The 21,583-nt window shown below is 66.0% G+C and carries 22 protein-coding genes and 1 tRNA gene; 4 read left to right on the plus strand and 19 right to left on the minus strand.

Annotation, left to right across the window (positions count from 1 at the left end; translation table 11 throughout):
* Window positions 1-15: 15 nt before the first annotated feature.
* Window positions 16-1,299 (minus strand): phosphoribosylamine--glycine ligase, encoded by a 1,284-nt coding sequence (purD, locus tag VMT40_RS03255; RefSeq protein ID WP_326356467.1) that lies wholly within the window; start codon window positions 1,297-1,299, stop codon window positions 16-18.
* Between the two features lie 92 nt (window positions 1,300-1,391).
* Between purD and VMT40_RS03260 the strand changes: the two genes are divergently transcribed.
* Entirely contained in the window at window positions 1,392-1,817 is a 426-nt protein-coding gene (locus VMT40_RS03260) for an HIT family protein (RefSeq protein ID WP_326309837.1), read from the plus strand.
* Between the two features lie 61 nt (window positions 1,818-1,878).
* On the opposite strand, the gene VMT40_RS03265 is transcribed toward VMT40_RS03260, so the two are convergent.
* The 5 genes from VMT40_RS03265 to VMT40_RS03285 form a co-directional block, all read right to left on the minus strand.
* Window positions 1,879-3,315 (minus strand): sensor histidine kinase, encoded by a 1,437-nt coding sequence (locus VMT40_RS03265; protein ID WP_326356468.1) that lies wholly within the window; start codon window positions 3,313-3,315, stop codon window positions 1,879-1,881.
* Window positions 3,316-3,356: 41 nt separating this feature from the next.
* Window positions 3,357-4,094: a response regulator transcription factor gene (locus VMT40_RS03270; protein ID WP_326356469.1), complete on the minus strand. Its 738-nt coding sequence runs from the start codon at window positions 4,092-4,094 to the stop codon at window positions 3,357-3,359.
* Between the two features lie 121 nt (window positions 4,095-4,215).
* Window positions 4,216-4,287, minus strand: a tRNA-Thr gene (locus VMT40_RS03275).
* Between the two features lie 164 nt (window positions 4,288-4,451).
* Window positions 4,452-4,694: an MbtH family protein gene (locus VMT40_RS03280; RefSeq protein WP_019931522.1), complete on the minus strand. Its 243-nt coding sequence runs from the start codon at window positions 4,692-4,694 to the stop codon at window positions 4,452-4,454.
* Between the two features lie 155 nt (window positions 4,695-4,849).
* Complete coding sequence (locus tag VMT40_RS03285) at window positions 4,850-5,683, minus strand: alpha/beta fold hydrolase (RefSeq protein ID WP_326356470.1); 834 nt, start codon at window positions 5,681-5,683, stop codon at window positions 4,850-4,852.
* Window positions 5,684-5,870: 187 nt separating this feature from the next.
* Between VMT40_RS03285 and VMT40_RS03290 the strand changes: the two genes are divergently transcribed.
* Together VMT40_RS03290 and VMT40_RS03295 are read left to right on the plus strand one after the other, a co-directional pair.
* A complete protein-coding gene (locus tag VMT40_RS03290) occupies window positions 5,871-6,038 on the plus strand; it encodes a hypothetical protein (RefSeq protein ID WP_326309841.1) in 168 nt (55 codons plus the stop codon).
* Window positions 6,039-6,042: 4 nt separating this feature from the next.
* Window positions 6,043-7,524, plus strand: a complete 1,482-nt coding sequence (locus tag VMT40_RS03295; protein WP_326356471.1) for an alpha,alpha-trehalose-phosphate synthase (UDP-forming) — start codon at window positions 6,043-6,045, stop codon at window positions 7,522-7,524.
* Between the two features lie 54 nt (window positions 7,525-7,578).
* Here VMT40_RS03295 and VMT40_RS03300 read toward each other — a convergent pair whose 3' ends face one another.
* The 13 genes from VMT40_RS03300 to VMT40_RS03360 all read right to left on the minus strand — a co-directional run bounded on the left by VMT40_RS03300 (window position 7,579) and on the right by VMT40_RS03360 (window position 20,216).
* Window positions 7,579-8,529 (minus strand): oxidoreductase, encoded by a 951-nt coding sequence (locus VMT40_RS03300; protein WP_326356472.1) that lies wholly within the window; start codon window positions 8,527-8,529, stop codon window positions 7,579-7,581.
* Window positions 8,530-8,692: 163 nt separating this feature from the next.
* A complete protein-coding gene (locus tag VMT40_RS03305) occupies window positions 8,693-9,181 on the minus strand; it encodes a h domain protein (RefSeq protein ID WP_326356473.1) in 489 nt (162 codons plus the stop codon).
* The gene (locus tag VMT40_RS03310) at window positions 9,178-9,957 is read right to left on the minus strand and encodes a hypothetical protein (RefSeq protein ID WP_326356474.1); all 780 of its coding nucleotides are present in this window, start codon (window positions 9,955-9,957) and stop codon (window positions 9,178-9,180) included. Before VMT40_RS03310 ends, VMT40_RS03305 begins: the two co-directional genes overlap by 4 nt.
* Window positions 9,954-11,363 (minus strand): MlaD family protein, encoded by a 1,410-nt coding sequence (locus VMT40_RS03315; protein WP_326356475.1) that lies wholly within the window; start codon window positions 11,361-11,363, stop codon window positions 9,954-9,956. Before VMT40_RS03315 ends, VMT40_RS03310 begins: the two co-directional genes overlap by 4 nt.
* Window positions 11,360-12,598 (minus strand): MCE family protein, encoded by a 1,239-nt coding sequence (locus tag VMT40_RS03320; RefSeq protein WP_442789892.1) that lies wholly within the window; start codon window positions 12,596-12,598, stop codon window positions 11,360-11,362. The genes VMT40_RS03315 and VMT40_RS03320 overlap by 4 nt, the downstream gene beginning before the upstream one ends.
* The gene (locus VMT40_RS03325) at window positions 12,595-13,845 is read right to left on the minus strand and encodes an MCE family protein (RefSeq protein WP_326356477.1); all 1,251 of its coding nucleotides are present in this window, start codon (window positions 13,843-13,845) and stop codon (window positions 12,595-12,597) included. Before VMT40_RS03325 ends, VMT40_RS03320 begins: the two co-directional genes overlap by 4 nt.
* The gene (locus tag VMT40_RS03330) at window positions 13,842-14,903 is read right to left on the minus strand and encodes an MCE family protein (RefSeq protein ID WP_326356478.1); all 1,062 of its coding nucleotides are present in this window, start codon (window positions 14,901-14,903) and stop codon (window positions 13,842-13,844) included. Before VMT40_RS03330 ends, VMT40_RS03325 begins: the two co-directional genes overlap by 4 nt.
* Entirely contained in the window at window positions 14,900-15,931 is a 1,032-nt protein-coding gene (locus tag VMT40_RS03335) for an MCE family protein (RefSeq protein ID WP_442789893.1), read from the minus strand. Before VMT40_RS03335 ends, VMT40_RS03330 begins: the two co-directional genes overlap by 4 nt.
* Window positions 15,928-17,127 carry an MCE family protein gene (locus VMT40_RS03340; protein ID WP_326356479.1) on the minus strand — a complete coding sequence of 400 codons (1,200 nt, stop codon included), beginning with the start codon at window positions 17,125-17,127 and terminating at the stop codon, window positions 15,928-15,930. The genes VMT40_RS03335 and VMT40_RS03340 overlap by 4 nt, the downstream gene beginning before the upstream one ends.
* Before the next feature lie 8 nt (window positions 17,128-17,135).
* On the minus strand, window positions 17,136-17,987 hold the full coding sequence (locus VMT40_RS03345; RefSeq protein ID WP_326356480.1) for an MlaE family ABC transporter permease: 852 nt from the start codon (window positions 17,985-17,987) through the stop codon (window positions 17,136-17,138).
* 4 nt (window positions 17,988-17,991) lie between these two features.
* Window positions 17,992-18,756, minus strand: a complete 765-nt coding sequence (locus VMT40_RS03350; protein WP_326356481.1) for an MlaE family ABC transporter permease — start codon at window positions 18,754-18,756, stop codon at window positions 17,992-17,994.
* Between the two features lie 323 nt (window positions 18,757-19,079).
* Window positions 19,080-19,982, minus strand: a complete 903-nt coding sequence (locus tag VMT40_RS03355; protein WP_326356482.1) for a 3-oxoacyl-ACP reductase — start codon at window positions 19,980-19,982, stop codon at window positions 19,080-19,082.
* A gap of 45 nt (window positions 19,983-20,027) precedes the next feature.
* Complete coding sequence (locus VMT40_RS03360; RefSeq protein ID WP_040854753.1) at window positions 20,028-20,216, minus strand: ferredoxin; 189 nt, start codon at window positions 20,214-20,216, stop codon at window positions 20,028-20,030.
* Window positions 20,217-20,368: 152 nt separating this feature from the next.
* Here VMT40_RS03360 and VMT40_RS03365 point away from each other — a divergent pair, with 152 nt between their 5' ends.
* Window positions 20,369-21,562 carry an acyl-CoA dehydrogenase family protein gene (locus VMT40_RS03365; protein WP_326356483.1) on the plus strand — a complete coding sequence of 398 codons (1,194 nt, stop codon included), beginning with the start codon at window positions 20,369-20,371 and terminating at the stop codon, window positions 21,560-21,562.
* Window positions 21,563-21,583: the final 21 nt, after the last annotated feature.

The raw sequence follows: 21,583 nt of genomic DNA on the forward strand, positions 1-21,583 counted from the left end.
ACTTTCGGGTGGGAGTCAGTTCGCGGTGGGGATGGTGATCCGTCCCTCTTCGGCGGCCTGGCCGATGTCGCTGCGGAAGTGGCCGCCCGGCAGCTTGATTCCGGCGAGCCGGTCGTAGGCGTTGCGGCGGGCCTCGGCGAGGTTCGCGCCCTGGCCGACAATGGCGAGCACGCGGCCGCCCGCCGACACCAGCGCGCCGTCCTCGCGCTGCGCGGTCCCGGCGTGCAGCACCTCGGATTCGGTTCCGGTGCCGGTGGATTCGGCCCCGGTGATGACATCGCCGCGGCGCGGGCTGGCCGGGTAGTTCTCGGCGGCCAGCACCACGGTGACGGCGGAGCCGTCCTTCCAGCGCGGCGGGGCCACCCGATCGAGGGTGCCGGTGGCGGTGGCGTAGAGCAGCTCGCCCAGCGGGCTGTCCAGCATGGCCAGCACGGCCTGGGTCTCGGGATCGCCGAAGCGGCAGTTGAATTCGACCACGGCCGGTCCGGCCTGGCCGATGGCGAGCCCGGCGTAGAGCAGGCCGCTGAACGGCACGCCGCGGCGAACCATCTCGGCCGCAACGGGTTTCACCACGTCCTCGACAATGGCGGTGAGGGTCTGCTCCGGCAGCCACGGCAGCGGCGTGTACGCGCCCATGCCGCCGGTATTGGGTCCGGTGTCCCCGTCGCCGACGCGCTTGTGGTCCTGCGCGGGCAGCAGCGGCACCACGGTCTCGCCGTCGACGAGGCAGAACAGCGACACCTCGGGCCCGTCGAGGAAGGACTCCAGCAGCACCGGGTGGCCCTGCTCGAGCAGTTCGGCCCCGTGCTCGCGCGCCACCGACCGGTCCGCGGTCACCACGACGCCCTTACCGGCGGCCAGCCCGTCGTCCTTGACGACCCAGGTCGGACCGAATCGATCCAGCGCCGCGTCCAATTCGCCCGGGTGGTCGACGATCTCGCTGTGCGCGGTCCGCACCCCGGCGGCGTTCATGACGTCCTTGGCGAAGGCCTTGGAGCCCTCGATCTTGGCGGCCTCGGCGGACGGCCCGAACGTAGGGATGCCCGCGGCCCGCACGGCGTCGGCGACACCGAGCACCAGCGGCACCTCGGGCCCGATCACCACCAGATCCACGCCCAGCTCCTGCGCCAGCGCGGCCACGTCCTCCCCGGAGCTGGCGTCGACGGCATGCACCTGCGCATGCTGGGCGATGCCCGCGTTACCGGGCGCGGCGTGGACGGCGGTCACCGCCGGGTCCTTCCGCAGTGCCAGGACGAGGGCATGTTCACGGGCTCCGGAACCGATGACGAGTACGCGCACGGCAGACAGCTTAAAGGGCTGGCCATCGGCAATCGGTGGCGGTCTGTTGTGCGTTCGCGCGGTGCTCGCCTTCCCCGCGTAGTGTCCGGGGCATGGCTTCTGTTTTCTCCGCAATCATCAACGGTCAGCTGCCGGGCCGGTTCGTCTGGGAGGACGAGGAATTCGTCGCTTTCCTCACGATCGCCCCGGTGACGCAGGGGCACACGCTGGTGGTGCCGCGCCAGGAGATCGATCAGTGGCAGGACGTCGATCCGGACACCTTCGCGCGCATGAACGGCGTCGCCCAGAAGATCGGCAAGGCCGTGCGCGCCGCGTGGGACGCCCCGCGCGCGGGTCTGCTCATCGCGGGTCTGGAGGTGCCGCACCTGCACATGCACGTGTTCCCGGCCTTCGAACTGGGCAATTTCGACATCACCGGCGCCGATCCGGAACCGAGCAAGGAATCCCTCGACGAGGCCCACGCCAAGATCAAGCAGGCCCTGCGCGATCTGGGCTACGGCGCGAACGTCCCGGAGTAGACGCACCGAGCACACTCGACCTCGCCCCGGGGCGGGGTCGAGGCCGCGGGGCGGGGTCGTCTCAGCGTGCGTCGCGGGGCAGGCGCACGGTGAAGGTCGTCCCCTCCCCCGGTTCGCTGGCCACCGACACCGTGCCGCCGTGGGCATCGACCAGTGCCTGCACGATCGAAAGTCCCAGTCCCGTACCGCCGCTGACCCGACTGCGCGAGGCGTCGGTGCGGTAGAAGCGTTCGAAGACCCGCTGGGCCTGCTCGGGCTCGAGGCCCGGCCCGGTGTCGGCGACCTCGATCAGCACCTCGTTCTCGACGGGCGTGAGCCGCACCGTCACCTCGGCGTCGGTGGGCGTGTGCACCAGCGCGTTGTTGATCAGGTTGGCGAGCACCTGTCGCAACCGCGCCTCGTCGCCGAGCATCTCCAAAGTGCCGGGCCCGGGCCGGATTTCGAGATCGACCTTGCGCTCCGGCCCGTCCGGATGCTCGGCCGCGGCCTGGGCGCGCGCACTGTGCACGGCATCGCTGGCCAGCGTGAGCAGGTCCACCGGCCGCCGCTCGACCGGCCGCTGCGCGTCCAGGCGGGCCAGCATGAGCAGATCCTCGACCAGCAGACCCATGCGCTTGGATTCGCGTTCGATGCGATCCATGAGCATCTCCGGATCGGTGATCGCGCCCTGCCGGTACAGCTCGGAGAAGCCCTTGATGGTGGTGAGCGGGGTGCGCAATTCGTGGCTGGCGTCGGCGACGAAGCGCCGCATCTTGGCCTCGGAGCGCCGCGCCGCCTCCTCGGAGGCCTCGGTGGCGGCGAACGCCTGCTGAATCTGGGTCAGCATGGTGTTCAACGACTGCGAGAGGTGATCGACCTCGGTATCGGTGCCGCGCACCGGAACTCGCTGATGCAGGTCCCCGCCCGCGATGGCCGCCGCCGTGCGCTCGACCTCCCGCAACGGCCGCAGACTGCGCCGAATCACGATGCGCGCCACCGCGGCCAGGGCCGCGAGGACCAGCGCGCCGATCACCAGCTGCAGCACGATCAGCTTGTCCAGCAGCGAATTCGTCTCGTCCATGCGCAGGGCGATGGTGCTGTTGCCGTATTCGTTGACCGTCCGCAGCACCCGCCACTGCTCGGTGGAAGAACCGATCGAACCGACCGTCTCCGGCCGGGTGCCGATATCCGCGGGCACGTCCGGCTGCTGCGCGCCCGCCGACAGGCTCAGCGTGGTCTGGCCCGAAGTGTCCTGCACCTGAACCCAATACAGGTGCGGCGGCCGTTCCCGCCCGCGCACGGTGGGCAGTGGCTCGGGTCGCTGCGCACCGGGCGCGGCCCAGCTGTGTGCGGCGTCGTAGAGCTGCCGGTCGATGCGTTCGACCAGCACATTGCGCATGAGCGAGGTGACCGCGATGCCCGAGACGAGCAGTCCGAAGCCGACCAGGGATACGAGGGCCAGCACGAGGGTGGTGCGCAGGGGCACCGCGGCGAGGCGGTCAGCGAGCTTGCCCCGCAAGGTACTGGCTGCCCCTTTGCCGACAACAAGCTCGGCGGCGTTCACGTGGCGGCCGTTTTGCCGCGCGGTTCCCGCATCACATAGCCGACTCCGCGCAGGGTGTGAATCAACCGGTCCGGTCCGGTATCGACCTTCTTGCGCAGATACGACACATACGTCTCCACCACCCCGACCTCACCGCCGAAGTCGTAGCGCCACACATGATCCAGAATCCGCGGCTTGCTCAGCACCGTGCCCGCATTGACCAGGAAATACCGCAGCAATGTGAACTCGGTGGGCGACAACGACACCGGCTCCCCCGCCTTCCACACCTCGTGCGTGTCGTCGTCGAGCTCGATGTCCGCGAACCGCAGCCGCGAGGATTTGGTCTCGGGCGCGGCTCGGCCCGCGCGCCGCAGGATCACGCGTAGCCGCGCCACCACCTCTTCGAGGCTGAACGGCTTGGTCACGTAGTCGTCGGCCCCGAGCGTCAGCCCGGTGATCTTGTCGTCCACATCGTCGCGCGCGGTCAGGAACAGCACGGGCGAATCGATCCCGTCTGCCCGCAACCGCCGCAGCAACCCGAACCCATCCATACCCGGCATCATCACGTCGATGATCAGCGCGTCCGGCCGAAAGGTCTTGGCCTTGTCCAACCCCTCGGTGCCGCTCGCGGCGGCGGCGACCTCGAACCCCTGATACCGCAGACTCACCGACAGCAGCTCGACGATCATCGGCTCGTCGTCGACGACCAGCACCCTGGCCTCGGGTTCACGCATCTGCGCGGGCGCACCTGTCATGACGACATATTCTGCGCTTCGCCCGCGAAGAACCTGGCCCTTCCCTGGGAGTTTCCTGGGAACGGCGACGACTCGGAAATACGACGAACGCCGGTCGATGATCGACCGGCGTTCGTCGTCGAGCCCCCTGTCAGGATTGAACTGACGACCTTCGCTTTACAAGAGCGGTGCTCTACCACTGAGCTAAGGAGGCGGAAGCGGAGCAATCATAACCGGGGTCGTCGGCTGCGCGGAAAAGCCGACGTCCCGGTCGGAACGATGCTGCGTCTGGAACCGGAGCACGACCGGGCGACGCCAGGAGCGTCGCGCGGCCGCGTTCGGAAGCCGTTCGCGCAGTATCGGACTAACCGCAGGGTGTCAGGACTGCGCCGCCTGACGTGCCGCGTCGTCCGCCGCCATGGCGTCACGCAGGCTCTTCGGCCGCATATCGGTCCAGTTCTTTTCGACATACTCGACGCACGCGGCGCGGGAGTCCTCGCCGAAAACGACTCGCCAACCCGCCGGAACCTCGGCGAAGGCGGGCCACAGGGAGTGCTGTTCCTCATCGTTGACCAGGACGAAGAACCGGCCGTCTTCGTCATCGAAGGGATTGGTGCTCATTTCACCTCACTGGATACTGGCGCTGTGTACGGAGTACGTAGACGGATCGCCCAACACCGCAGTGTTTGGAACGAGCCCCCGACGTTGATTCGACCCTAGCAAGGCAGGTGTTACCGCTGGGCGGTTACCTGCACTTCCTTGACCGGGCGAAGCATTCAGGCCGCGAAGAACTCGAGCAGGATCTTGTTGACGGCCTCCGGCTGCTCGAGGTAACCGAAGTGCCCGGCGTCGGGAACCTCCTGGTAGCGGGCACCCGGAATGATATCGGCGACCTCGCGGGAAAGATAGGGCGGAATCATCCGGTCGTCGGCGAAGCCCACGGACAGACACGGCACGGTGATGGCCTTGTAGGCGGCGGTGCGGTCGAAGTCGTGGTCCATGCGCCGCTGTGCCCGCACGCCGGGAGTGACCGGGCCGCCGGTGAATTCGAACAGGTCCAGCCAGTCGCGCGCGGCGTGCGCGTCGGCCAGGGTGGCCGGGCTGAGGTTCATCAGGGCGGTCATGGCGGCCTCGTATTTGGCGGGCAGCCGCACGCCGGTGGTGTCGAGTTCGTGTTCGCCCAGCGACAGCGTCTTCTGGAATTGGTCGAGCCGGGCGTGTCCGGCCATGAACACGGCCTTGCGCACCAGATCGGGCCGAGTCAGCGCGAGTTCCTGCGCGACCCGCGAGCCCATGGACTGTCCGACCACCAGCGCCGGTCCCTCGTCGAGGAATTCGATGAGGGCCGCGGTGTCGCGGACCAGATCGTCGATGGTGATTCCGTTGGGCGATTCGAAAGACGGTGCGATGCCGCGATTGTCGAAGGTGCAGACCCGGTATCCGGCCGCCACCAGCGCGGGCACCTGGTGCAGTTCCCACACCCGGCCGCCGCTGCCGGTGCCCATGATCATGACGACCAGCGGCGCGGACCCTTTGACGTCGGTGCCCTTGGAGCGGTCTCCCTTGACCTGGTAGTTCAGCGAGATTCCGTTCACCGTCGCCAACGGCATGCTTGCGACCCCTTCATCAGGTGTTTCGACTCGTGCTTTCGTCCACCGTATAGGTATCGGGACCCGGAACGTTTCGTCCCTCACCATTGCGGTTGGGGCTCGCAATACGAGCAGCGGGCGAGCACGACTTTCCCGACGGATACGATGGACGTCACGCACCAGCAGACTTTCCCGAGAGGACATCGATATGGCCGCGAAGACCGGCGCCAACGACATCGCGGACGACGATCTGGAACCGCTCGCCGACGAAACCGCTCGCCAGGCTCAGCGCGTGGTGGCCGCCTACGCCTCCGACGCCGACGAGTGCCGCATGCTGCTGTCGATGCTGGGCATCGGTCCGACGCGAGGCGAATAGAACCGTGCAGCCGGACAGCTCCGGTTCCGGTTTTGTCGTCGTCGCGAACCGGCTACCCGTCGACCTGGAGCGACTACCCGACGGCACCACCCGTTGGAAGCGCAGCCCCGGCGGCCTGGTGACCGCACTCGAGCCGGTACTGCGCAACAACAAGGGCGCCTGGGTCGGCTGGGCCGGTGTCCCCGATGTGGAACTGGATCCGATCGTCGAGGACGGCCTGGAACTGCACCCGGTGCCGCTGTCGGCCGAAGAGGTCGCCGACTACTACGAGGGCTTCTCCAACGCCACGCTGTGGCCGCTGTATCACGACGTGATCGTGCGGCCGGTGTACGACCGCCAGTGGTGGCAGGCGTACGTGCAGGTGAACCGCCGCTTCGCCGAGTACACCGCGAAGGTGGCCGCCGAGGGCGCGACGGTGTGGGTGCAGGACTACCAGCTGCAGCTGGTGCCCAAGATGCTGCGCATGCTGCGCCCCGATCTGACCATCGGCTTCTTCCTGCACATTCCGTTCCCGCCGGTGGAACTGTTCATGCAGATGCCCTGGCGCACCGAGATCGTCGAGGGCCTGCTGGGCGCCGACCTGATCGGCTTCCACCTGCCCGGCGGCGCGCAGAACTTCCTGTACCTGGCCAGACGCCTTGCCGGACAGCCGACTTCGCGCGGCAATGTGGGTGTGCGCTCGAAACTCGGTGTGGTGCAGGTGGGTTTCCGCACGGTGCGGGTGGGCGCGTTCCCGATCTCCATCACCTCCACCGAGCTCGACGAGTACTCGCGCCGCCGCAGCGTGCGCGAGCGGGCCGCGAAAATCCGTGCGGAACTGGGCAATCCGAAGACGATCCTGTTGGGTGTGGACCGGCTGGACTACACCAAGGGCATCGACATCCGCCTGGCCGCACTCGAGGAGCTGCTGCACGAGGGCCGGGTCAATCCCGAGGACACGGTCATGGTGCAGCTGGCGACGCCCAGCCGCGAGCGGGTCGAGTCCTACAAGCAGATGCGCGGCGACATCGAACGCCAGGTGGGCCGGATCAATGGCGAGTTCTCCCGCGTGGGCTATCCGGTGGTGCACTACCTGCACCGCCCGATCCCGCGCGAGGAACTGGTCGCCTTCTTCGTGGCGGCCGACGTCATGGTGGTGACGCCGCTGCGGGACGGCATGAACCTGGTCGCCAAGGAGTACGTGGCCTGCCAGGGCGGCCTGGGCGGCGCGCTGGTGCTCTCCGAATTCACCGGTGCGGCAGCGGAATTGCGCCAGGCCTACCTGTGCAACCCGCATGACCTCGACAGCGTCAAGGACGCCCTGATCGGCGCGATCGACGACGACCGCGACACCCGTCGCCGCCGCATGCGCTCGCTGCGCCGCCAGGTGCTGACCCACGACGTGGACCGCTGGGCCCGCGCCTTCCTCGACGCCCTCGCCACCGACCGCGTCGCGGGCAGCGCCCTGCTCACCGACGACGACGTGGACCCCGACGTGCGCCGCTGAGCACCGAAACGCGAACGCCCCCTGGAGTTTCCAGGGGGCGTTCCACGTTGTCGCCTAGTCCGCGTCCTCGAATCGGTAGGTGACGCCGGTGAGCCGTTCCGACTCGGCCCACAGCCGCGCCGCCAGCTCAGGATCGCGCGTCTGCTCGCTCGCCTCGTTCAGCACCGGATACCCCTTGGTATTGCCGGACGGCCCGAAGAAGTCGCCGCCGCGCACCGTGGGATCGGTGGCCGCGCGCAGGGTGGGCAGCGCGCCCATCTCGACGGTCTGCATGGCGAACCGGAATATCCACCGCAGCGAGGGCCGCGACAGGAATTGCACTGCGGGCCCGAGGTTCTGAGCGAAGTCGGACTCGGCGGCCCCCGGGTGCGCGAGGACCGAGATCAGCGCGCTGTCGGTGCCATTGAGCCGCCGCTGCAACTCCAGCCCGAAAATGGCATTGGCCTGCTTGGACTGCGAATAGGCCCGCAAAGGCTTGTACTTGCGGCGCTCGAAGCCGAGATCGTCCAGATCGAGCCAGAGCCCCTTCTGCGCGGGCATCCCGCTGGCCACCGTCACCACCCGCCCCTCCGGCGCGGCCCGCAACAGATCGAAGATCAGCCCCGTAAACGCGAACGGCCCCAGATGATTGGTGGCAAAGGTGGTTTCGAACCCATCCACCGTGAACGTCCGCTCCCGACTCAACATCCCCGCGTTGTTCACCAACAAATCGACCCGCTCGAACTCCCCCCGCACCTCCGCCGCAGCCTTCCGCACCGACTCCAACGAAGCCAAATCCAGCTCCACGAACGGCAATTCGGCCCCCGGCGCGGTCTGCCGAATGTCTTCCGCCGCCGCAGCCGCCTTCTCCGCACTCCGACAAGCCAACACCACCCGAGCCCCACGCTCGGCCAACCGCCGCGCCGTCTCCAACCCCAGCCCCGCACTCGCCCCGGTCACAATCGCGGTGCGCCCCTGCAGATCTGGAATATCCGCCGCGGTCCACGGCGCCGTCTTGCTACCCACGATCGATCCTGACTACTCAGCGTGCACTCTCACTCAGCGTGCACTCCCCGTGCAGCAGCCTAAATCGCCTCAAAGTCGCCTACCAATCGACAACCGCTGCGCAGCAACGAAAAACGCGCGCGGCCACCGGGCCACACTCGCTCTCCGACGCCGCGGTGGATGCTCAGATCGGCTTGATATCGGAGATGAGCCAGTTGTCGTGTTGCTTGGTGAGTTCCACCTGGAGACGGTCGCTGGTGATCGTCTCCTGGGCCGAGTCGGTGCTCGAGAAGCGCTGGTTGGCGATGACGAGGACCGTGGCCTTGTCCCGGGTCGTCGAGATCACGCCGGTGGCGTGGACAACCGTCTGGACGGAGAGCTTCTTCTCCTTCGCCGCCGGAATGGCCTGATCCTGAATCACCTTCATGTAGGAGTCCCGGTAGTCGCTGGTGAGCTTGTCGGCGACCTGCGGCAGCTTCTTTTCGGCGGTGTCGTAGTTGTACGAGAACAACTCCTCGACGGTGTCCTGTGCGACGGCCATCGCGGAGGAGCGGTTCTGTTCGGCTTGCCGATCGGACCAGAACCGGTATCCCGTCAACGACCCGACGACCGCGGCCGCGACGAAAAGCACCGCGGCGACGCCGACGAGGAGGGAGCGCTTGTCGAACTTCACGGCACAATCTCCAGGTTCGAAGCGGACACGGTATCGCCGCTGCGGGTGACGTGCACCCGGACGCGATAGTCCCGCTGCATCGGGCCGTTGGTGGCGACATTGGACACCGTCTGCTGCGCCAGCAACAGCACGCTGGCCGAATCGGCGTCATCGCTCTCGATCGCCGCCGCGATGACCTTGCCCGACGACTGCACCTTCAGCTGCTCGAAGAACTTCTTGATGTCGTCGCGATTCTGCGAGACATCATTCTTGAGCCCGCCGCCCGTGACCGACAGCAGTCGGTCGATATCGGGACCGCTGGACGAGTCGGAAACGGTGACCATGTTGATGTACGCCTGCTTGGCGACCTGAATGTATTCGGCGCGCCGTTGGCTGAGCGTGTCGGCCCGATGCTGGTGATAGAAGAACAGACCCGTCGAACCGATGAGCACCAGCGCCGACACCAGTGCGACCGCCGCCGCGACCGTGCCGACCCGACCGAGCGAACCGATCACTTTCCGAATTCGCGACTTCGGTTCGGCGTGCTCGGGCTCGGTCTGCTCTACGGAATCCCCATTCGCCGACACGGGATCCACCACGCTGTCGGCCGCAGCGGGCTCGGCGTCCGGCTCCGCGACGGGCGTCGGCTCGGCGTCGACCGCGGCCCGTTCCGGACTCACATGGACGACAACCGATTCTCGGATTTCGACGGCCGCGCCATCGCCTTCAACGGGCGGCCCCGCCTGCCGAACGACTCGCCGCCGAGCGCGGCCTCGATTTGCTGTGTTTTCGCTCATCGCGCTGGCTCCTGAAGTAACTCCTGCCAACTCGAGGGCACCTTCGTGGAGCCATCTGCGTTGACGCCTCCCTGACGGTACACGCGGCCATCGGGTCCGACGAATGTGCCAGTAGCCGGGTCCAGATTTCCGATGAACGGTGTCTTCTGGTTATCCAGCAGATTGGCGATCGGCTTACCGTTGTTGTCCACCGGCCGGGGCGATCCGATGGGCGGATTATCGCCCTCGGGGACATAGCCATTCGGGTCGCGGCACAGCTCCGGGGTCGGAGCCCGCTTCCCCGGTACCTCCGCACACGGGGTATTGCGGATGCCGCGCACCGCTTCCTTGGCGTTCTGCGCCACCTTGCAGTACAGGTTGTCCGGAGTATCCAACTGGGACAGGTCGGCGGGCGAGCGTCGCTGGTCGGCCGGTAGGAAGCCCGTCGTGCAACCCGGCGGGTCGTTGAGGCCGAGCATGAAGTCGACCATCGCGCCGTACTGAAGCGGCCCGCGGATTGAGGTGAGCAGTGCCGCCAGCAGCGGCGGATAGATCACGAGGATCTGTTCGAGCCCGGCGTGATACGTGACGCCGACCTGCCCGACGCTGATCATATTGGCGAGCAGAATCGGCAGCGTGGGCTTCAGGTCCTGGAAGGTCTGGTTCACCCGCTGGATCGTGGAGGGCGTGTGCTGTAGGACCGATCTCAGCGACGGATCATGTTGGCGCAGTTGATCGGTGACGGTGGCAAGGTCCTTGGTCCAGCTGCGGATGGAATCCGCGGACTGGTTCTGGGTGTCGAGCAGGGGCCCGAGCTTGTCCAACAGATCCTTGGTCGGCTCGGTGTTGTCCTTGGCCTCCTGCACCAGCAGGGAGGCCGAGTCGAGCAACCGTTGCAAATCCGGCCCCGCGCCGTTGAACGCCACGAACGCCTCGTTGATCACCTCGGCCAGTTTGGTGTCCGCGACGGTCGACAGCAGCCGGTCGGCCTGGTCGAGCATGTCACCGACGTCCTGCGGCAGTTTGGTGCGCTCGACCGGGATGACCGAACCATCGTGCAGATTCCCGCCTTTCGGCGATTCGGCAGGCACCAGGTCGACGTACTGCTCGCCGACCGCCGAGACGCTCTTCACGTACGCGTCGACATCACTCGGGATCTTGAAGTCGCTGTTGATGGACAGCTTGGCGTCGACTCCGGCGGGGGTGAGTCGGACCTCCTCCACCTTGCCGACATTGGTACCGCGGTAGGCCACGTTCGCCGACTGGTAGAGACCACCGGTCGCCGTCAATTGGACCGTCACGCCGTATCGTCCGATGCCGAACATGGCGGGCAGTTTCACATAGTCGCCGCCCATGACCGCGAGCCCGATCACGGTCAGCACGGAGAAGATCGCCAGCTGTACCTTGACGAATTTCGTGAGTTTCATCGGCCGCCCCCTTGCTGCGGTGCGGGCACTGTGAGACCGGGGATCGCGGGCAGGCCCGGAATCGGCGGCAGCCCTTGAATACTCGGCGTCGGCGTCGGCGTCGCGGGCTGAGTCGACGGCTTGAGCGGATCCGACAGCGGGTCGCCCTTGCCCAATGCCGTGGGCGGGATCCCGTACCCGAGGGTGGCCTGCGCGCCACCGAGGGAGCCGCCCAGGGGCGTGCCGGTGAGGAAGTTCGAATCCAGCCGGGCGCCGGTGAGATCCACCGTCATCCACAGATTCATGTAGTCGCCCTTGATGACCTTGTCGATGTTCTTGATCGGGAACGGGAAGGTCAGCAGCCATTGCAGCGAGTCGGCCAGTTTTCCACCGGTATTGGCCAGGGACTCGAGCGCTGGCTCCAGATTGGCCAGATCCGCCTTCAAGTTGTCGCCGCCCTGATCGATGATCTTCTGCACGACATCGCTCAGATCGCCCAGGGAGGTAATGGCTTTGGTGATGTTCTCCCGGCGGTCAGCAAGCACGGTCAGCGCCGGGTGGATGGTCGTGATGGCGGCGGTGACGTCATCCTTCTGCTGCGCCAGCACTCCGGCGAACCGGTCGAGTCCGCTCATCGCCGCGATGATGTCGTTCGTCTGCTGGTCGAGCGTCGTGGTCAGCTGGTTCAGCTGCGGAAGCAGGTCGCGAATCGCGTCGGTGCGGCCCTTGAAGGTGGCGTCGAGCTCCCGGGTAATGGTCTCCACCTGGGAAATACCGCCGCCATTGAGCACCACCGACAGCGAGGACAGGGTCTGCTCGGTCGTCGGGTACGCACCGGCACGGTCCAGTGGGATGACGTCCCCGTCCTTCAGCCTGCCTTGTGCCGGTACATCTTTCGGTGCGGCGAGCTCCAGGTGATTACTACCCAGCAAGCTGGTCTGCCCGATGCGAGCGATGGCGTTGGCGGGCAGCTCCAGTCCCTTCTCCAAGCCCACGGTGACCAGCGCGTGCCAACCCTCGACCTGAATTCCGGTGACCGTGCCCACCGTCACGTCGTTCACCTTGACCGGTGAATTGCGGGTCAGCATCGTGACATTCGGCATCTCGATGCGGACCTGCCACGACCCTTCCCCGGTGCCGACAGCGCCGGGCATCGGGACCGAATTGAGTCCGTCCCATTCACATCCGCTCACGCCGAGCACCGCGACCAACCCGATCGCCACGCCCGCGGCGCGAATTCGCCGTCGGCTCATCATCGTCCACCTCCAGGAACGAGAAGGTCCGTCAGAGATTGCGGAGACGGTGCGGAAACCGGTCCGGCCGCCGGGGCCTGGTTCGCCAGATCGGGCGTGCTGTAGGTGAGCTGCTGCGGGAAGGCGTTCTGCTCGGTCAGCGGATTCAGCAGCAGCGGCGGGTAATTCATCATGATCGAATTGAGGATCGGTCCCAGGTACTGCTTGCACAGGTCGGCGCTCTTGTCGGACTGGTTGGCACCGACGGCTTCGGCCGCACCGCACAGGAACGCGATCGGGTTGGCGAAGTTCGGGAAGGCCAGGGAGCCGGTCAGCGTGCCCTGGGCGGGCTTGTAGAGCTGATAGAAGTTGCCCAGCGCGGTTGGACCGGAGTGCATGATGCGCTCCAGCTCGGGCTTCTTGTCGGCCAGTACCTGGGTCGCATCGGCCAACCGCTGCACGCCTTCGGTGAGGTCGCCGCTGCGTTCGTCCAGGAATCGCTTCACATCGCCGATGGCGGTATCGAGGTTGTCGAGGCCGCTGCCCAGATCGGTGGACACGTTCGAGAGCACGGACGACACCGATGCCAGCCGACCGCCGAACTGAACGATCTGATCGTTGGACTTGGACAGCACGTCGACGAATTGCTGCAGATTCCGGATGGTGCCGAACAGATCGGTCCGCCCGCCGGAAAGCGTTGTCAGCGTGCTGGACAGCTCCCTGAGGGTGTCACGGAACGCCTGCGCATTGCCATTGCCGAGGTTGGCGGCCGCGGTGTCGATGGCGCGGCCGAAGGATCCCTGCTTGTCCTCGCCGATCGGGCCCAGGGCCTTGGACAGCTTGGTCAGTTCGGCCTTGATGTCGTCCCACTCCACGGGAACCGCGGTGCGCTCCACCGGAATCGAGGCACCGTCACTCATCTTCGCTCCACCGGTGTACGCGGGCGCGAGCTGAATGAAGCGCGCCGACACCAGCGACGGGGAGATGATCACGGCCTTGGCGTCGGCGGGCAGATCGATACCGCGGTCGACGGTGAGCTTCACGGTGACCCGGTCCTTGCCCGGATCGATGGAATCGATCCTGCCGACCTTCACGCCCAGCACCCGTACCTCGTCACCGGCGTACAGACCGTTGGTGGAGGGGAAGTAGGCCGTGATGTGCTTCTTACCGATATCGGAGACCAGGCCGTAGACGAGCCATCCCGCGACCACGAGTACCAGCGCCGCGGCGACCAGGCGCGCCCAGCGGGGCACCTTGGAAAGTGCGTTCATCGCGGCGGCTCCGTTCCTGCGGGCTGAATCGACGGCAGCGGATTGAGGTAGGCGTTGAGTGAATCCGGCAGATGCTGCGGCCACACCATCGCGTCGACCAACACCTGAATCATCGGCGAGTCGATATTGGACAGGTACGCCTGGAAGTACGGGCCGCTACCGACCTGCTCGCCCAGCGCGGCCTCGAAGGGTCCGAGCTCGTCGAGCGCCTTGCTCAGGTTGTCCTTGTTGTCCTGCAGCAGCTTGAGCACCGAATTCAATTTGTCCAGAGTCGGTTTCAGCTGCGCCTCGTTGTCGTTGACAAAGCCGGAGAGCTGCTTGGCCAGGCCGTTGATGTAGACGATCAGCTGGCTCAGTGCGGCGCGGCGCGCGTCGAGCTCACCGAGCAGGCTGTTGCCGTCGACGAGCAGTGAATTGATCTGCGTCGCACGCTCACCGAGCACCTTGGTGACGTTCTGGGCGTGCGAGAGCAACTGGGTGAGCGCCTGGTCGCGGTTGTTCAGGCTGCGCGAGAGCTGAGTGATCCCGTCCAGCGCCGACCGCAGCGGTCCGGGCGTATCGGTGAACGCCTCCGAGAGCGTGTCCAGGGTCTTGTTGACCTGGTCGGTGTCGAGCCCCTTGACCGTGGTGGCCAGATCGCCGAGCGCGTCGTTGAGCGAGTACGGCGACGTGGTGCGGGCCAGCGGAATCGTGTCGTTCTTGTGGATCGCACCGCCCCCGGTCGGGAGCACCTCGAGCGACTTGCGTCCCAGCAGCGTGTTGGTCTTGATGGCCGCGGATGTCCTGTCGCCCAGCACGATCGACTCGTCCAGCGTGAAGCGCACCTTGACCTTGGCGCCGTCGAGTTTCACGTCCTCGACCCGGCCGCTGCGAACACCGGCCACCTGAACGGGATCTCCGGGCAGCAGTCCACCCGCGTCGGCGAAATAGGCGCTGTACTCGGCCCCGGACCGCAAGAACGGCAGCCGGTCGAACTGGAGCGCCGTCAAGCAGACGGTCACCGCCAGCACGATGCCGATGATTCCGACATTGATCAGCGGGGAGCGTTGTTCGTTCATTTGTCGGAACACCTCCCGGTGTGCTGCCCGCCAAGGAAATTGACCTGCTGCGTCTTGCCGTCGGGTCCGTCGACGAGGAAGTTCGCACCGCAGACGAACATGTTCAGGAACGAACCGTAGGAACCGATGCGGATCAGCTTCTTGTAGGTTTCGGGCAACAGGTCCAGCACGTACTGCACGTCGGGCTTCCGATCATCCAGGTTCCCCGACAGTCGGCCGAGCTGCTCGACATTCGCCTTCAAGTCCGGGCGCACCTGCTGCAGCAGCGAGGTGAGATCACCGGTGGCTCCGGCCAATCGGGGCAGCGCGGCACCGATCGGATCCTTGTCCGCGGCGAGACCGCTGACGAGACGCTGCAATTCGTTGAGCGTGGTGGCGAAGTCCTGATTGCGGTCGTCGATGGTGGCGAGCACCGTCTTCAGGTTCTCGATCACGCTGCCGATCAGAGCGTCACGGTCGGCGAGGGTCTTGCTGAAGGAGCCACCACTGTTGAGCAGCGACACCAGCGTCCCGCCCTGTCCCTGGAACACCTGCAGCAGAGCGCCGGTCAGATCGTTCACCTGGTCGGGATTCAGGCCCCGCAGCAATGGCTTGAAGCCACCCAGCAGCATGTCCAGATCGAGCGCCGGTTTGGTCTGCTCGACATGGATGGTCGAGCCCTTGCCCAATGCCTGCGCGGTGCCCGGTCCGTCCATCAGTTCCAGATACCGGTCACCGACAAGGTTTTCGTAGCGAATCGCGGCCTGGGTGCTGGAGTAGATCCGGTACTGGTGGTCGATATCGAAGTCGACGTGGGCGAGGCGGTCCTTGCCCACATACACCCGCGAGACCGATCCGACCGGTACGCCGGCGATGCGCACCTTCGCGCCCGGCAGCATCCCGGACGAGCTGGTGAAGATCGCGTGGTATCCGGTCGAGCGCGAGAAGCGCATCTGGCTGAAGATGACGCCGAGCCCTGCCAACACCAGCACCATGACCAGCGTGAAGATACCCAGTTTCACCGAACTCGCGTGCGGCTTGATCCTCATGGGTTCGGCACCCCCGGCAGTCCGGCGAACAGCAACTGGAACACCTTGGGGCCGTTCAGATGTGTCGAGGTCGGCGGTTGCCACACCTCGCCCTCGGTGATGTCGGTGACGAGATAGTTGGCGTGGCTGCCCGGAACACGGTCGAGAATGTTCTCGCAGTGCGGGCCACCGGTGGCATTCACCTTCGGCAAGTCCTTCGGGTACTCGTACGGCGTGCCGCCGCCCATGAAGCTGGCGTTCAGCGCCACCCACGGGTTGTCACCACCGAAGATGCGGTTGCCATCCGGCAGCGCGTTGGCCGATCCGACCACCAGGCAGTACAGCGCCGGGTTGTATTCGTTCAGCAGTTCGGCGGTGGGGCGCAACAGGTCCAGCGCGGTGACCAAGGACTGCGTATTGTCCTTCAGCACGCCCCCGGTGTCGTCGGCCAGGCCGACGAGGTTCAGGAGCACCCGATCGAAGTTGGCCTTCTCGTCGACGATCGTGCCGCCGGTGACCGTCACGTTTCCGGTGGTGCGCAACAGATCCGGCACGGTGTCGGCATAGAGATTGGTCACGCCGACCGAGGTCTGCAAATCGCGTTTCAGGTCCGGCAGGCTCGGGTTGATGTCCTTCAGGTACTCATCGCTGTTGACCAGCAACTGCCCGATCTTGTCACCCCGGCCGTCCAGTGCCTGGCCCAGCGCGGTCAGGGTCGCGTTCAGCTTCTCCGGCTCGATCTTGGCGAGCACATCGTTGAGGTGCTGGAAGAGCGTATTGAATTCGACGGTCACCGAACTCGCCGCCACGACCGCCCCCGGCTTCAAGGAGTCGGCGGAGGGCTGCTGCGGTTCCAGGAAATTGATGTACTTCGCACCGAACACCGTGGTCGAGTTGATGTCGACGCCCGCGTTGGCGGGCACCATCTTCAATTTGTCCGGCTCGATGGCGAGTTCGATGTTGGCGCCGTCGGCGGTATCGACGATGTCGCGGACCCGGCCGATCTCGACACCGCGGATCTTGACCTTGGCGTCCTTGTCCAGGACCAGACCGGCCCGCGGGGACGAGATAGTCACCTTGACGGTGTTCTGGAATCCGCCCGCGAAGCTCACCAGGCAGATGGCGACCACCCCGACCAGCGCGAGTACCAGGCCCGCGCCCGCCAGGCGGATGACCCACGCCTGTTCGAGGTATCGCTTGGGCTCTTGTTGCACCATGTCCCGCCCTACCCGGAGAGATGGAAATTGCCGGAGGTGCCGTAGATGGCCAGCGACATCAGCAGCGTCACCATGACGACCGCGATCAGCGAGGCCCGCACCGCATTACCTACCGCCACGCCCACGCCCACCGGACCGCCTGCGGCGTTGTAGCCGTAGTAGGTGTGGATCAGCATGACCGCCATGGCCATGAAGATCGCCTGCGCGAACGACCAGAGAATATCGCTGGGGATCAGGAAGGTGTCGAAATAATGGTCGTACACACCGGCGGACTGTCCGTAGATCACCACGGTCGCAAAGCGACTCGCGATGAACGAGGCGATGACCGCCAGGGAGTACAGCGGAATGATGGCGATGATGCCCGCGAGCATCCGGGTGCCCACCAGGAAGGGGATGGGCCGGATGGCCATCACCTCGAGGGCGTCGATCTCCTCGGAGACGCGCATGGCGCCCAATTGCGCGGTGGTACCGGCCCCGAGGGTCGCGGCCAGGCCGATGCCCGAAATCACCGGCGCCGCAATGCGAACGTTGATGAACGCGGCGAAGAAGCCGGTCAGGGCCTCCACGCCGATATTGCCGAGCGAGCTGTAGCCCTGCACCGCGATGGTGCCACCGGCCGCCAGCGTCAGGAAGCCGACGATCACGACGGTGCCGCCGATGACCGCCAAAGCGCCTGTGCCCATCGAGATCTCGGCGATCAGCCGAATGGTCTCGGTGCGGTAGTGCACCAGCGCCTTGGGCACCGAGCCGATCGACTGCGCGTAGAACACCGCGTGCTTGCCGACCGAGTCGAGGCCCTCGTTGAAGCGCCGAAAGCGCTTGGTCACCTTCGGAAAACGAGATTGGATCACGAACGCCATCAGATCACCGCGCCGTGAACTTGATGCCAACGGCGGTAACGACCACGTTGATGACGAACAGCGCCATGAAGGCGAAAACGACGGTCTGGTTCACGGCGTCGCCGACGCTCTTGGGGCCGCCCTTCACGTTCAGGCCCAAATAGCAGGCGACCAGTCCGGCGACGAGACCGAACAGCGTGGCCTTCACCTGCGAGATGACGAGCTCGGGCAGGTGGGTCAGCAGGGTGATGCCATTGACGAAGGCGCCGGGGTTCACGCCCTGCAGCAGCACCGAGAACAGGAAGCCGCCCAGGATGCCGATGGTGGACACCAGGCCGTTGAGCAGGAAGGCCACGAACATCGAGGCGAGCACACGCGGAACCACCAGGCGCTGCACCGGATCGATGCCGAGCACCCGCATGGCGTCGATCTCCTCGCGAATGGTGCGCGCGCCCAGGTCGGCGCAGATGGCGGTCGCGCCCGCACCGGCCACGATGAGCACGGTGACCATGGGGCCGATCTGGGTGACCGAGCCGAAGGCGGCACCCGCGCCCGAAAGGTCCGCCGCGCCGATTTCGCGCAACAGAATGTTCAGGGTGAAGCTCACCAGGACGGTGAACGGAATCGCGACCAAAAGCGTCGGAACGATGGAAACCCGGGCGATGAACCAGGCCTGATCGATGAATTCCCGTCGCTGGAACGGGGGCCGTACCGCGGCGCGGGCGACAGCACCGGCGAGTTCGAAGAACCCCCCGACCGCCCGCAGCGGTACGGCAAGGACTTCATTCATTCCCGCTTTTCCTCCTGCCCCTGCCTAGCTATAGCAACCGAGATATGGATGTGATCTCGGTCCCGCTCGAAGATTAGAACACGTTCTCATGCAAATCGGGTAGGTTTCGACGGTTTTGAACAGGCCTTCTTTCTGAACTGGTGTCCAGTTTTGAGAACATGTTCACCCCAGCCTAACCGTCAGACATATGCCGCACTGTGAGACGACACACATGGTTGATCCCCATTCCTACCAACGATCCATCTCGTGATCAACCGCTGCACCGGGGACTGCCGCGTGTCTACGGAAACTCACAGCCCCCGGCGGGGAAACTGAGGTAAGCCTCAGCCGAGATCCTTGAGCGAGGAAGCGGAAAACGTAGCGTCCGAACCGCGTTCGGCGAAATAACCGCCCAGGGTCGCCGCGAGACCCTCGCGGGTCCATTCGCCCTCGGCGTCGAAACGCCGTTCCACCACGGGAGCCGCCATCAGGGCCACCATCGGGCCGTACACGACGAACAGCTGACCGGAAATCGATTCGGCCGCCGGGGAGGCCAGATAGGCCACCAGCCGCGCCACGTGATCGGGCGAGAGCGGATCCGGCCCCTCCTCGGGAGCCGCGGAGAAGACCTTCTCGGTCATGGCGGTGCGAGCGCGCGGGGCGATGGCATTGGCGCGCACGCCGACGCTCTCGAGGGCGCGGGCCGCCGACAGGGTCAGCGCGGTGATACCGGCCTTGGCCGCACCGTAATTCGCCTGTCCGGCCGGGCCGAGCAGACCGGCCTCGGAGGAGGTGTTGATGATGCGCCCGTACACCGGGGCACCGGTCTCCTTGTATTTGCCGCGCCAGTACGCGGCGGCATTGCGGGTCAACAGGAAGTGCCCGCGCAGGTGGACCGCGACGACCGCGTCGAAGTCCTCGTCGGACATGTTGAACAGCATCTTGTCCCGGGTGATCCCGGCATTGTTCACCACGATGTCCAGCCCGCCGAAGGTCTCCTCGGCGGTGCCGATCAGGGCGTCGGCGGTGGCCCGCTCGGCGATGCTGCCGCCGACGAACTCCGCCTTCACGCCCAGCGCCCGGATGTCGGCGAGCGTCGCGCTCACCGCGTCGTTCTCGGCGAGGTCGTTGACGATGACCGAAGCACCGGCCCGGGCCAGCTCGAGGGCCTCGGCCCGCCCCAGCCCGGCGCCCGCGCCGGTAACGATGGCAACCCGCCCGGAAAGACTTACATCAGAATCGCTCACGCGGCCGACTCTAGAACGTGTTCCACCCGGCGGGCAAGCATCCGCTCAGACCAGCTTGAGCGCGGCCTTCGGGCATTGCGCCACGGCCGACTCGATATCGCGGCGGTTGGCCTCGGTCACCTCGGCCTCGTTGACGTGCAGGTTGTCGTCGTCATCGAGATCGAAGACGTCAGGGGCGATTCCGACGCAGATTCCGTTCGCTTCGCACTGATCGAAGTCGACGATGACCTTCATGTTTCTCTCCTTAACCACAGGTTGTGCCCGAGCCTAACAACCAGACCCGCGCGCAACCAGCAAAGTAGCCCTAACCGGAACCAATACTGGAACATGTTTCACTTGCATGCGATGATCGGCTGAACCGAGAAACGAAGGCTAGAGGTACTGCTATGCGTATCGCCTACACGCCGCAACAGGAACAGCTGCGTGCCGAGCTACGTGACTATTTCACCAAGCTCATCACTCCCGAACGGCGGCAAGCGCTTTCGGCGCAGACCGGTGAATACGGCGAGGGCAATGTCTACCGGGAGATCGTCGCCGAGATGGGTCGCGACGGTTGGCTGGCGCTGGGTTGGCCCAAGGAGTACGGCGGGCAGGACCGCTCCACCATGGATCAGCTGATCTTCACCGACGAGGCCGCCATCGCGGGCGCCCCGGTGCCGTTCCTGACCATCAACTCGGTGGCGCCGACGATCATGCACTACGGCACCGAGGAGCAGAAGAAGTTCTTCCTGCCCAAGATCGCCGCCGGTGAACTGCATTTCTCCATCGGCTACTCCGAGCCGGGCGCGGGCACCGACCTGGCCTCGCTGCGCACCTCCGCGGTCCGCGACGGCGACGACTGGATCATCAACGGCCAGAAGATGTGGACCTCCCTCATCGCCTACGCCGACTACATCTGGCTGGCCGCGCGCACCGACCCGAATGCCAAGAAGCACAAGGGCATCTCCATGTTCATCGTGCCGACCACGGCCGAGGGCTTCTCCTGGACGCCGGTGCACACCATGGCCGGTCCCGACACCTCGGCCACCTACTACCAGGACGTGCGGGTCAAGAACTCGGACATGGTGGGACCGGAGAACGGCGGCTGGTCGCTGGTCACCAATCAGCTCAACCACGAGCGGGTGGCGCTGACCTCCTCCGCGCCGCTGGCGCTGGCGGTCGCGCAGGTCACCGAGTGGGCGCGGAACACCAAGAACTCCAATGGCACTCGCGTGATCGACCAGGAGTGGGTGCAGATCTCCCTCGCCCGCGTCCACGCCAAGGTCGAGTACCTGAAGCTGCTGAACTGGGAGATCGCCTCGCGCGCCGATGCGGGCGGGGATGCCGCGCCGCGCCCGTGGGACGCCTCCACCTGCAAGGTGTACGGCACCGAGCTGGCGACCGAGTCCTACCGCGCCCTCATGGAGATCCTGGGCCCGCAGGCCTATCTGCGCCAGGACTCGGCGGGTGCGCAGCTGCGCGGCCGCCTCGAGCGCATGCACCGCGCCTGCCTGATCCTGACCTTCGGCGGCGGCACCAACGAGGTGCAGCGCGACATCATCGCCATGACCGCTCTCAAGCAGCCCGCCGCGGCCCGCTAGATTTCGAAAGCTGGTTTCTCA

Origin of the sequence: Nocardia sp. CDC160, assembly GCF_035818795.1 — a bacterium.
In the GTDB taxonomy this organism is placed as follows: Bacteria; Actinomycetota; Actinomycetes; order Mycobacteriales; family Mycobacteriaceae; genus Nocardia.

Coding starts and splice junctions, on each gene's coding strand:
- VMT40_RS03260 (WP_326309837.1), top strand. CDS start 1,392: ATGGCTTCTGTTTTCTCCGCAATCATCAACGGTCAGCTGCCGGGCCGG.
- VMT40_RS03270 (WP_326356469.1), bottom strand. CDS start 4,094: ATGACAGGTGCGCCCGCGCAGATGCGTGAACCCGAGGCCAGGGTGCTG.
- VMT40_RS03280 (WP_019931522.1), bottom strand. CDS start 4,694: ATGAGCACCAATCCCTTCGATGACGAAGACGGCCGGTTCTTCGTCCTG.
- VMT40_RS03285 (WP_326356470.1), bottom strand. CDS start 5,683: ATGCCGTTGGCGACGGTGAACGGAATCTCGCTGAACTACCAGGTCAAG.
- VMT40_RS03290 (WP_326309841.1), top strand. CDS start 5,871: ATGGCCGCGAAGACCGGCGCCAACGACATCGCGGACGACGATCTGGAA.
- VMT40_RS03310 (WP_326356474.1), bottom strand. CDS start 9,957: ATGAGCGAAAACACAGCAAATCGAGGCCGCGCTCGGCGGCGAGTCGTT.
- VMT40_RS03315 (WP_326356475.1), bottom strand. CDS start 11,363: ATGAAACTCACGAAATTCGTCAAGGTACAGCTGGCGATCTTCTCCGTG.
- VMT40_RS03320 (WP_442789892.1), bottom strand. CDS start 12,598: ATGATGAGCCGACGGCGAATTCGCGCCGCGGGCGTGGCGATCGGGTTG.
- VMT40_RS03325 (WP_326356477.1), bottom strand. CDS start 13,845: ATGAACGCACTTTCCAAGGTGCCCCGCTGGGCGCGCCTGGTCGCCGCG.
- VMT40_RS03330 (WP_326356478.1), bottom strand. CDS start 14,903: ATGAACGAACAACGCTCCCCGCTGATCAATGTCGGAATCATCGGCATC.
- VMT40_RS03335 (WP_442789893.1), bottom strand. CDS start 15,931: ATGAGGATCAAGCCGCACGCGAGTTCGGTGAAACTGGGTATCTTCACG.
- VMT40_RS03340 (WP_326356479.1), bottom strand. CDS start 17,127: ATGGTGCAACAAGAGCCCAAGCGATACCTCGAACAGGCGTGGGTCATC.
- VMT40_RS03345 (WP_326356480.1), bottom strand. CDS start 17,987: ATGGCGTTCGTGATCCAATCTCGTTTTCCGAAGGTGACCAAGCGCTTT.
- VMT40_RS03350 (WP_326356481.1), bottom strand. CDS start 18,756: ATGAATGAAGTCCTTGCCGTACCGCTGCGGGCGGTCGGGGGGTTCTTC.
- VMT40_RS03360 (WP_040854753.1), bottom strand. CDS start 20,216: ATGAAGGTCATCGTCGACTTCGATCAGTGCGAAGCGAACGGAATCTGC.
- VMT40_RS03365 (WP_326356483.1), top strand. CDS start 20,369: ATGCGTATCGCCTACACGCCGCAACAGGAACAGCTGCGTGCCGAGCTA.